Origin of the sequence: Brevundimonas aurantiaca (assembly GCF_014199955.1) — a bacterium.
Lineage (GTDB): Bacteria > Pseudomonadota > Alphaproteobacteria > Caulobacterales > Caulobacteraceae > Brevundimonas > Brevundimonas aurantiaca.
Map to the genome: position 1 here is coordinate 486,053 of NZ_JACHOQ010000002.1, position 8,964 is coordinate 495,016.

The following is an 8,964-nucleotide window of genomic DNA, read 5'->3' on the forward strand; positions in this document are numbered from 1 at the left end:
GACTTAGGACTCCACGGCTTCGGGCGCCGAGGCGCCGTCGTTGCGACGACCCATCAGATCCGCGACCTTCTTGCCGCGCTTGGACGCGACCTGACGGGGCGACGACTGAACCTTCAGGGCTTCGAACGTCGCACGGATCATGTTGTAGGGGTTCGACGAACCGGTCGACTTGCCCACGACGTCCTGGACGCCGAGGGTTTCGAGGACCGCACGCATCGGACCGCCCGCGATGACGCCGGTGCCGGGAGGGGCCGCGCGCATCATGATCTTGCCGGCGCCCCAACGGCCGTTGCCGTCGTGGTGCAGGGTGCGGTTCTCGCGCAGAGGCACGCGGATCATCGTCTTCTTGGCTTCTTCGGTCGCCTTGCGGATGGCTTCCGGCACTTCGCGCGCCTTGCCGTGACCGAAGCCGACGCGACCCTTGCCGTCGCCGACGACCATCAGGGCGGCGAAGCTGAAGCGACGGCCGCCCTTAACGGTGGCGGCGACGCGGTTGATGTGCACCAGCTTCTCGATGATGTCGCTTTCCGGGGCCTCGGCGGCGGCGGGAGCGTTGCGGTCGCGGCGATTACGATCGCCGCCGCCGCGTTGGGGTTGTTGCGCCATCTGTCGCGTCCCTTAGAAGTTCAGGCCGGCTTCACGCGCGGCTTCCGCCAGCGCCTTCACCCGTCCGTGATAGATGTACTCGCCCCGGTCGAAGACGACGTCCTTGACGCCCTTCTCGATGGCGCGCTCGGCGATCAGCTTGCCGATGGCCGTAGCCGCGGCGATGTCCGACCCCTTGGACCCCCTGCCGCCTTCCAGCGACGAGGCGGCCACGACCGTCACGCCCTGGGCGTCGTCGATGATCTGGGCCGAGATGTTCTTGTCCGAACGATAGACCGACAGACGCAGGCGACCGTTGGCGACAGCCTTCAGGCGACGGCGCGTGCGCTCGGCGCGGCGCTTGGCTTGTTGTCGAAGAGAAAGAGCCATGACTTACTTCTTCTTGCCTTCCTTGCGACGCACGGTCTCGCCGGCGTAACGGACGCCCTTGCCCTTATAGGGCTCCGGCGGACGCAGCTTGCGGATGACCGCGGCGATCTGACCGACGGCCTGCTTGTCCGCGCCCAGGATCTTGATCTCGGTCTGCTTCGGAACCGCGAAGCTGACGCCGGCCGGCGGGTCGATGTCGACTTCATGCGAGAAGCCGAGCTGCAGCGACAGGGCGTTGCCCTTCATCGCGGCGCGGTAACCCACGCCGACCAGTTCCAGCGACTTCTCGAAGCCGGTGGTGACGCCGGTGACCATGTTGTCGACCAGGGTGCGCGACAGACCCCACATGGCGCGACCGCGCTGGGTGTCGGTCCGCAGGCCCAGCGACAGCTCGTCGCCTTCGTGCTTGACTTCGATTTCTTCGGCGACGGTCCAGGAGCGTTCGCCCTTCGGACCCTTCACCGAGACGGTCTGGCCGTCGAGCGTGACCGTCACGCCCTTCGGCACTGCGATGGTTTTCTTGCCAATACGGGACATATCAGTAGACCCTGCAGAGGACTTCGCCGCCGACATTGGCGTCGCGAGCGGCGGCGTCGGACATGACGCCCTTCGAAGTCGAGAGGATCGAGATGCCGAGGCCGTTCTTGACGGGCTTCAGATCGCCGATCGCGGAGTAGACGCGGCGGCCCGGCTTGGACACGCGCGCGATCTCGGCGATGACGGGCTGACCGTCGAAATACTTCAGCTCGATCTCGAACTGCGGAAACTCACCCGGGTTCTGAACCAGGTTGTAGCCGCGGATGTAGCCCTCGTCCTGCAGCACGTCGAGGACGCGCTGGCGCAGACGGGAAGCCGGGGTCAGCACCTTGGAACGCTTGCGGGTCGCCGCGTTCTTGATGCGAGCGATCATGTCGCTCAGGGGATCGTTGATCATCATGTCTCTTCGCTCCCCTTACCAGCTGGACTTGGTCAGGCCCGGGATCTGTCCCAGGTTGCCAAGCTCACGCAGCGCAATCCGGCTCATCTTGAGCTTGCGATAGAACGCACGCGGACGACCGGTCACTTCGCAACGGTTGCGAATGCGGCTCGGCGCGGAGTTGCGCGGCAGTTCAGCCAACTTCAGGCGCGCGGCGAAACGCTCCTCAAGCGGCAGGTTTTCGTCGTTGGCGGTCGCCTTCAGGGCGGCCCGCTTCGCGGCATACTTCGCAACCAGGGCCTTGACGGCTTCGTTGCGGTTTACGGCGCTCTTTTTAGCCATTGTGCTCTTCCCTTCCCGCTCAGTTCTTCAAGAACGGGAACTTGAACTCGGTGAGGAGAGCCTTGGCTTCCTCATCGGTCTTGGCCGTGGTGCAGACGACAATGTCCATGCCCCACATCTGGTCGATCTGGTCGTAATTGATTTCCGGGAACACGATGTGCTCCTTCAGACCGGTGGCGTAGTTGCCGCGACCGTCGAAGGACGTGCCCTTCAGACCGCGGAAGTCCTTCACGCGCGGCAGCGCGATCGTGATGAAACGGTCCAGGAACTCGTACATCTGGTCGCCGCGCAGGGTGACCTTGCCGCCGATGACCATGCCTTCGCGCAGCTTGAAGCCGGCGATGGAGTTACGGGCCTTGGTGGCGACGGCCTTCTGACCGGCGATGGCCGTCAGATCCTTGAGGGCCGCATTGGCCTTCTTGGAATCGGCGACGGCTTCGCCGATGCCCATGTTCAGGACGATCTTGTCCAGCTTGGGCACCTGCATTTCGTTCGTATAGCCGAACTTGGCCTTCATCTCCGCACGGATGCGGTTCTGATACTCGGCCTTCAGCCGGGGGGTGTATTTCTCGGTAGCCATCAGATGACGTCTCCCGTCGTCTTGGCGAAGCGGACCTTCTTGTCCCCTTCGATCCGGAAGCCGACGCGGGTCGCCTTGCCGTTGGCGTCGGCGATCGCGACGTTCGACAGGTGAAGCGAGGCTTCCTTGTTCTTGATGCCGCCCTGCGGGTCAGCCTGGCTCGGACGCGTGTGGCGCTGAACCATGTTGACGCCTTCCACGACGACGCGGTTTTCGGAGGGCAGGACCTTCAGCACATTGCCCGTGCGGCCCTTGTCCTTGCCGGTGAGGACGACGACGCGGTCGCCCTTCTTGATCTTGGCGGCCATGGTTACAGGACCTCCGGAGCCAGCGAGATGATCTTCATGTGGTTCTTGGCGCGCAGTTCGCGGGGAACCGGGCCGAAGATCCGCGTGCCGACGGGCTCGTTCTGCTTGTTGACGATGACGGCGGCCGACTTGTCAAAACGAATGACCGAGCCGTCCTTGCGTTGGATGTCCTTGGCGGTGCGCACGACGATGGCGCGCACGACGTCGCCCTTCTTCACGCGGCCGCGCGGAATGGCTTCCTTCACGGAGGCGACGATAGTGTCGCCGATCGAGGCGTAGCGGCGCTTGGAGCCGCCCAACACCTTGATGCACATGACCCGGCGGGCGCCCGAATTATCGGCCACTTCCAGGTTAGTTTGCATCTGGATCATAAGATCAGATCCTTCTGATTACGAGGCGGAGGCGTTGGAAAGGACTTCCCAGCGCTTCAACTTGGACTTGGGGGCGCACTCGACGATGCGAGCGACGTCGCCGACTTTGAGCGCGTTGGCTTCGTCGTGGGCGTGGTACTTCTTGGACGACCGGACGGTCTTCTTCAGAAGCGGGTGCAGCAGGGTGCGCTCCACCTTCACGACGACGGTCTTGTCGCCCTTGTCGGACACGACCACGCCTTCAAGAATTCGCTTGGGCATATTCGTTTCCTTACGAGGCCGCACGCTTCTCGCGCAGAAGCGTCGAGATGCGGGCGATGTCTTTGCGCACTTCACCCACGCGGTGGGTTTTCTCCATCTGGCCGGTGGCCGCCTGGAAACGCAGGTTGAACTGTTCCTTCTTGAGCTTCAGCAGCTCGTCGGCCAGCTGGTCGGTCGTTTGCGACCGCAGATCGGCGATCTTGGTCATTAGGCGGCTTCCTCAACTTGGGCGATGCCGGCGTCGATGCGGGTCACCACCTTGGTGCGGACCGGCAGCTTGGCGGCGCCGAGACGGAGCGCCTCGCGGGCGACCTCGTCCGACACGCCGTCGATTTCGAACAGGATGCGGCCGGGGTGGCAGCGCGCCGCCCAATAGTCCACCGCGCCCTTGCCCTTACCCATCCGGACTTCGGCCGGCTTGCCCGTGACGGGCAGGTCGGGGAAGACGCGGATCCAGACGCGGCCCTGACGCTTCATCTGGCGGGTGATCGCGCGGCGGGCCGCTTCGATCTGACGCGCCGTGATGCGTTCCGGTTCCAGCGTCTTCAGGCCATACGACCCGAAGTTCAGCGAGAAGCCGCCCTTGGCCGAGCCGTGGATACGGCCCTTGAAGGCCTTGCGGTACTTGGTCTTCTTCGGTTGCAACATGACTTAGTTCTCACGTCCCCGATCGCGACGCGGACCGCGGTCGCCACGGGGGCCGCCGCGTTCGCGGCCTTCGTTCGAGGACGGACCCGAGGCTTCCTGGGCCCAACGCTTGTCCTGGGCCATCGGGTCGTGCTCAAGCACTTCTCCCTTAAACACCCAGACCTTCACGCCGATGATGCCGTAGGTCGTCTTGGCTTCGTAGAAGCCGTAGTCGATGTCGGCCCGCAGGGTGTGAAGCGGCACGCGGCCTTCGCGATACCATTCCATCCGCGCGATTTCGGCGCCGCCCAGACGACCCGAGACATTCATCCGAATGCCCTTGGCGCCCAGACGCATGGCCGACTGCATGGCGCGCTTCATGGCGCGACGGAAGGCCACGCGGCGTTCCAGCTGCTGCGCGATGTTCTCGGCGATCAGCTGAGCGTCGGTTTCCGGCTTGCGGACTTCGATGATGTTCAGGTGAACTTCACCTTCGGTGCGCGCCGAGATGTCCTTGCGGAGCTTCTCGATGTCAGCGCCCTTCTTGCCGATCACGACGCCCGGACGGGCGGCATAGATGGTGATGCGGCACTTCTTGTGCGGGCGCTCGATGATGATGCGCGACACGCCGGCGGCCGACAGGCGTTCCCGCAGCCACTCGCGCAGCTTCAGGTCCTGGTGCAGCAGGCGGGAATAGTCGGCGCCGGCGGCGAACCAACGGCTGTCCCACGTGCGGTTCACGCCGAGGCGCAGACCGACCGGATTGATTTTCTGTCCCATCAGGCGGCCTCGCCGGCTTCGCGGACCACGATGGTGATCTCGCTGAACGGTTTCAGGATGCGCGACGAGCGACCACGAGCGCGGCTCGCGAAACGCTTCATCACCAGGTTCTTGCCCACAAAGGCCTCGGCGACGACCAGGTTGTCGATGTCGAGGTTGTGGTTGTTCTCGGCGTTCGAGATCGCCGAATACAGGACCTTGCGGACGTCGCCGGCGATGCGCTTACGGCTGAATTCCAGCTCGTTCAGCGCCTTCTGAACCGGCATGCCGCGGATCGAGGCGGCCACCAGGTTCAACTTTTGCGGGCTGATGCGCATGTTGACCAGCTTGGCGCGGGCCTCGGTCGGGGCGACCCGACGGGAGTTCTTGGTCTGGGCCATCGGTTACTTCCTTTTGGCCTTCTTGTCCGCCGCGTGACCCGGGAAGTTCCGGGTCGGGGCGAACTCGCCGAACTTCATGCCGACCATCTCTTCCGAGACCGACACGGGAACGTGCTTCTGACCGTTATGGACGCCGAACGTCAGACCGACGAACTGCGGCAGGATGGTGGAGCGGCGCGACCAGGTCTTGATCACGTCCTTGCGGCCCGACGATTGAACGGCGTCGGCCTTCTTGAGCAGATACCCGTCGACAAACGGGCCTTTCCAGGAGGAGCGGGCCATTCTTAGCGAGCCTTCTTCACGTGACGGGTACGGATGATGAACTTGTCCGTAGCCTTGTTCTTACGGGTGCGGGTGCCCTTGGTGTCCTTACCCCACGGCGTGACGGGGGTACGACCACCGGAGGTCCGGCCTTCACCACCACCGTGCGGGTGGTCGATCGGGTTCATGGCGACGCCGCGGACGTGCGGACGCCAGCCCATGTGGCGCTTGCGACCGGCCTTGCCCAGGTTCTGGTTCATGTGGTCGGGGTTCGAAACCGCGCCCACGGTGGCCATGCAGCTGTCCAGGACCATGCGCAGCTCGCCCGAGCCGAGACGGATCTGGGCGTAGCCCTGATCGCGGCCGACCAGCTGGGCGTAGGCGCCGGCCGAACGGGCCAGCTGAGCGCCCTTGGCGGGCTTCATCTCGATGTTGTGGATGATCGTACCCACCGGCATCGAACGAAGCGGCATGGCGTTGCCCGGCTTCACGTCGGTCTTTTCGCCCGCGACCACCGTGTCGCCCGCCTTCAGGCGTTGCGGCGCGATGATGTAGGTCTTCTCGCCGTCCTCATAGGTCACGAGGGCGATGAAGGCCGTGCGGTTCGGATCGTATTCCAGACGCTCGACCGTGCCGACCATGTCCCACTTGCGACGCTTGAAGTCGATCTTGCGGTACAGGGTCTTGGCGCCGCCGCCGCGGAAGCGGACCGCGACGCGACCGCCCTGCCCACGACCGCCCGACTTGGTCAGGCCTTCGGTCAGCGACTTTTCCGGACGGCCCTTGTGGAGTTCCGAACGGTCGACCAGCACGAGGGCGCGACGGCCCGGCGAAGTCGGATTGTAATGTTTCAAGGCCATCTGATCAGAGCCCCGTGGTGACGTCGATCGACTGGCCGTCGGCCAGGGTCACGATCGCTTTTTTGATATCGACGCGACGGCCGAGGATGCCCCGGAAGCGCTTGGTCTTGCCCTTTTGGACCAGGGTGTTGACCTTGACGACGTTGACTTTGAACAGGCTTTCGACCGCGGCGGCGATCTCGTCCTTGGTCGCCGTATCGGCGACGCGGAAGACGACCTTGTTCTGCTCGGACAGGATCGTGGCCTTTTCGGTGATCACCGGGGCCAGGATGGTGTCGTAGTGCTTGGCGGTAGGTTGAGCGGCCATTACGCGGCTTCCTTATCGCTGAAGCGGGCTTCGATCGCCTCGACGGCGGCCTTGGTCAGCACCAGCTTGTCGGCCCGCAGGATGTCATAGACGTTCAGGCCGGCGTTCGGCAGGACGTCGATGTGCGGGATGTTGCGGGCGGCCAGACCGAAGTTGGCGTCGACTTCCGGACCCGCGATGATCAGAGCCTTGGTCCAACCCAGCTTGCCCAGCGTCTCGCGCAGGGCGGCCGTCTTGGCTTCCGTGACCGAGACGCTGTCGACGACGACCAGGTCGCCCGACTTCACCTTGGACGACAGGGCGTGACGCAGGGCCAAGGCGCGAATCTTCTTCGGCAGGGAGAAGCCGTGATCGCGAACGACCGGACCGAAGGCGCGCGAGCCGCCGACGAACTGCGGCGCACGGCGCGAACCGTGACGGGCGCCGCCGGTGCCCTTCTGCTTGTACATCTTCTTACCCGTACGAGAGTTCTCGTTGCGGGTCTGAACCTTGTGCGTGCCGGCGCGGCGCTTGGCCAGCTGCCAGCTGACGGTGCGGGCCAGGATGTCGCCGCGGATTTCGGAGATGCCGAAGACGGCGTCCGAGAGCTCCACGTCGCCGGCAGCCTTGCCGTCAAGTTTGATGACCGAGAGTTTCATTACGCTTCACCGCCTTCGGTCGCTTCGACGGCCGGCGCTTCTTCAGCGGGCGTCTCAGCGGGTTGAGCGGCCTTGTTCGACTTCACGGCGCCGGGGAACGGAGCCTCGGCCGGACGGGCCTTCTTGATGGCGTCGCGAACCTTGACGTAGGCGCCGTCATGACCGGGCACAGCGCCCTTGATCAGGATAAGGCCACGCTCGGCGTCCACGCGGACGACGGTCAGGTTCTGGGTGGTGACGGTTTCGGCGCCGTAGTGACCGGCCATCTTCTTGCCGGGGAAGGTGCGGCCCGGGTCCTGACGGTTACCCGTCGAACCGTGCGAACGGTGCGACAGCGACACGCCGTGCGTGGCGCGCAGACCGCCGAAGTTCCAGCGCTTCATGGCGCCGGCGAAACCCTTACCGATGGTCTCGCCCTGGATGTCGACCTTCTGGCCCGCCACGAAGTGGTCGGCCGACAGTTCGGCGCCCACGTCCAGCAGACCGTCCGCATCGACGCGGAACTCGGTCACATAGGCCTTCGGTTCGACTTCCGCCTTGGCGAAGGTCTCGCGTTGAGCCTTGTTGGTGTTCTTAGCCTTCTTCGCGCCAGCGCCCAGCTGGAGAGCGACGTAGCCGTCACGCTCCTGGGTACGTTGGCCGACGACTTGGCAGCCGTCGAGCTGCAGCACAGTGACCGGAACGTGCGCGCCGTCATCGGCGAACACGCGGGTCATGCCCAGCTTCTTGGCGATCACGCCCGTGCGCATCGGATCCCGCCTCTTTCTACTTAAATCTTGATCTCGACGTCCACGCCGGCGGACAGGTCGAGCTTCATGAGCGCGTCCACGGTCTGCGGGGTGGGGTCGACGATGTCGAGCACGCGCTTGTGCGTGCGGATTTCAAACTGCTCACGCGACTTCTTATCGACGTGCGGAGAGCGGTTCACGGTGAACTTTTCGATCAGGGTCGGCAGCGGAATCGGACCACGGACAGTGGCGCCGGTGCGCTTGGCGGTATTGACGATCTCGCGCGTCGAAAAATCGAGGACGCGGTGATCAAAGGCCTTGAGCCTGATGCGGATGCTTTGATCCATATCGGTGCTTACTTCCAATGCGGTCGGAGGACCGCGTCCCTGTGAACCATTTCAAAGACCGAAGGCCTTCGGGCACGAGGCCCTCAGGGAACGCAAATCCGCAAAAACGATCGGCCCACGCAGTTGCCTGCGAAGGCCGTTAAAGTCCTGGGTCACTGCAAAGAACAGGGTCTCAGGTCGTTCCTGCGAACCGCGTCTGCATCCGGGGATGCACAGCCGGTCCAACAAGAGTGGCGGCTTATGCCTAGCGATTCCGATTTCGTCAAGCGCGGAACCAAGAGCG

General features: G+C 64.2%; 19 protein-coding genes. All 19 read right to left on the bottom strand.

Annotation, left to right across the window (positions count from 1 at the left end):
• Window positions 1–3 precede the first annotated feature (3 nt).
• From rpsE to rpsJ, 19 genes are read right to left on the bottom strand one after another with little or no spacing between them, the layout of a single operon-like run.
• Window positions 4–606 carry a 30S ribosomal protein S5 gene (gene rpsE / locus GGQ93_RS06490; RefSeq protein ID WP_183215849.1) on the bottom strand — a complete coding sequence of 201 codons (603 nt, stop codon included), beginning with the start codon at window positions 604–606 and terminating at the stop codon, window positions 4–6.
• Between the two features lie 12 nt (window positions 607–618).
• Window positions 619–975 carry a 50S ribosomal protein L18 gene (rplR, locus tag GGQ93_RS06495; RefSeq protein WP_183215851.1) on the bottom strand — a complete coding sequence of 119 codons (357 nt, stop codon included), beginning with the start codon at window positions 973–975 and terminating at the stop codon, window positions 619–621.
• Between the two features lie 3 nt (window positions 976–978).
• Window positions 979–1,512, bottom strand: coding sequence for a 50S ribosomal protein L6 (rplF, locus tag GGQ93_RS06500; RefSeq protein WP_054765469.1), 534 nt, complete (start codon window positions 1,510–1,512; stop codon window positions 979–981).
• Window position 1,513: 1 nt separating this feature from the next.
• Window positions 1,514–1,912, bottom strand: a complete 399-nt coding sequence (gene rpsH / locus GGQ93_RS06505) for a 30S ribosomal protein S8 (RefSeq protein WP_054765468.1) — start codon at window positions 1,910–1,912, stop codon at window positions 1,514–1,516.
• Window positions 1,913–1,927: 15 nt separating this feature from the next.
• Window positions 1,928–2,233: a 30S ribosomal protein S14 gene (rpsN, locus tag GGQ93_RS06510; protein WP_054765467.1), complete on the bottom strand. Its 306-nt coding sequence runs from the start codon at window positions 2,231–2,233 to the stop codon at window positions 1,928–1,930.
• A gap of 19 nt (window positions 2,234–2,252) precedes the next feature.
• Window positions 2,253–2,813: a 50S ribosomal protein L5 gene (gene rplE / locus GGQ93_RS06515; protein ID WP_054765466.1), complete on the bottom strand. Its 561-nt coding sequence runs from the start codon at window positions 2,811–2,813 to the stop codon at window positions 2,253–2,255.
• Window positions 2,813–3,121 carry a 50S ribosomal protein L24 gene (rplX, locus tag GGQ93_RS06520; protein WP_054765465.1) on the bottom strand — a complete coding sequence of 103 codons (309 nt, stop codon included), beginning with the start codon at window positions 3,119–3,121 and terminating at the stop codon, window positions 2,813–2,815. The genes rplE and rplX overlap by 1 nt, the downstream gene beginning before the upstream one ends.
• 2 nt (window positions 3,122–3,123) lie before the next feature.
• Window positions 3,124–3,492: a 50S ribosomal protein L14 gene (rplN, locus tag GGQ93_RS06525; RefSeq protein ID WP_003164378.1), complete on the bottom strand. Its 369-nt coding sequence runs from the start codon at window positions 3,490–3,492 to the stop codon at window positions 3,124–3,126.
• Between the two features lie 18 nt (window positions 3,493–3,510).
• Window positions 3,511–3,753 carry a 30S ribosomal protein S17 gene (gene rpsQ, locus GGQ93_RS06530; protein WP_054765464.1) on the bottom strand — a complete coding sequence of 81 codons (243 nt, stop codon included), beginning with the start codon at window positions 3,751–3,753 and terminating at the stop codon, window positions 3,511–3,513.
• 10 nt (window positions 3,754–3,763) lie between these two features.
• Complete coding sequence (gene rpmC, locus GGQ93_RS06535; protein ID WP_054765463.1) at window positions 3,764–3,961, bottom strand: 50S ribosomal protein L29; 198 nt, start codon at window positions 3,959–3,961, stop codon at window positions 3,764–3,766.
• Window positions 3,961–4,401: a 50S ribosomal protein L16 gene (rplP, locus tag GGQ93_RS06540; protein WP_054765462.1), complete on the bottom strand. Its 441-nt coding sequence runs from the start codon at window positions 4,399–4,401 to the stop codon at window positions 3,961–3,963. Before rplP ends, rpmC begins: the two co-directional genes overlap by 1 nt.
• Before the next feature lie 3 nt (window positions 4,402–4,404).
• The gene (rpsC, locus tag GGQ93_RS06545; protein ID WP_054765461.1) at window positions 4,405–5,160 is read right to left on the bottom strand and encodes a 30S ribosomal protein S3; all 756 of its coding nucleotides are present in this window, start codon (window positions 5,158–5,160) and stop codon (window positions 4,405–4,407) included.
• Window positions 5,160–5,540, bottom strand: a complete 381-nt coding sequence (gene rplV, locus GGQ93_RS06550; protein WP_183215853.1) for a 50S ribosomal protein L22 — start codon at window positions 5,538–5,540, stop codon at window positions 5,160–5,162. The genes rpsC and rplV overlap by 1 nt, the downstream gene beginning before the upstream one ends.
• 3 nt (window positions 5,541–5,543) lie before the next feature.
• Window positions 5,544–5,822, bottom strand: a complete 279-nt coding sequence (gene rpsS, locus GGQ93_RS06555) for a 30S ribosomal protein S19 (protein WP_007442184.1) — start codon at window positions 5,820–5,822, stop codon at window positions 5,544–5,546.
• A 2-nt stretch (window positions 5,823–5,824) separates the two neighbouring features.
• Complete coding sequence (gene rplB, locus GGQ93_RS06560; protein WP_183215855.1) at window positions 5,825–6,661, bottom strand: 50S ribosomal protein L2; 837 nt, start codon at window positions 6,659–6,661, stop codon at window positions 5,825–5,827.
• Between the two features lie 4 nt (window positions 6,662–6,665).
• Window positions 6,666–6,968, bottom strand: coding sequence for a 50S ribosomal protein L23 (locus GGQ93_RS06565; protein ID WP_054765458.1), 303 nt, complete (start codon window positions 6,966–6,968; stop codon window positions 6,666–6,668).
• Window positions 6,968–7,606, bottom strand: a complete 639-nt coding sequence (gene rplD / locus GGQ93_RS06570) for a 50S ribosomal protein L4 (protein ID WP_152949958.1) — start codon at window positions 7,604–7,606, stop codon at window positions 6,968–6,970. The genes GGQ93_RS06565 and rplD overlap by 1 nt, the downstream gene beginning before the upstream one ends.
• Window positions 7,606–8,355 carry a 50S ribosomal protein L3 gene (gene rplC / locus GGQ93_RS06575; protein ID WP_152949956.1) on the bottom strand — a complete coding sequence of 250 codons (750 nt, stop codon included), beginning with the start codon at window positions 8,353–8,355 and terminating at the stop codon, window positions 7,606–7,608. Before rplC ends, rplD begins: the two co-directional genes overlap by 1 nt.
• Before the next feature lie 20 nt (window positions 8,356–8,375).
• Window positions 8,376–8,681, bottom strand: coding sequence for a 30S ribosomal protein S10 (rpsJ, locus tag GGQ93_RS06580; protein WP_003164367.1), 306 nt, complete (start codon window positions 8,679–8,681; stop codon window positions 8,376–8,378).
• Window positions 8,682–8,964: the final 283 nt, after the last annotated feature.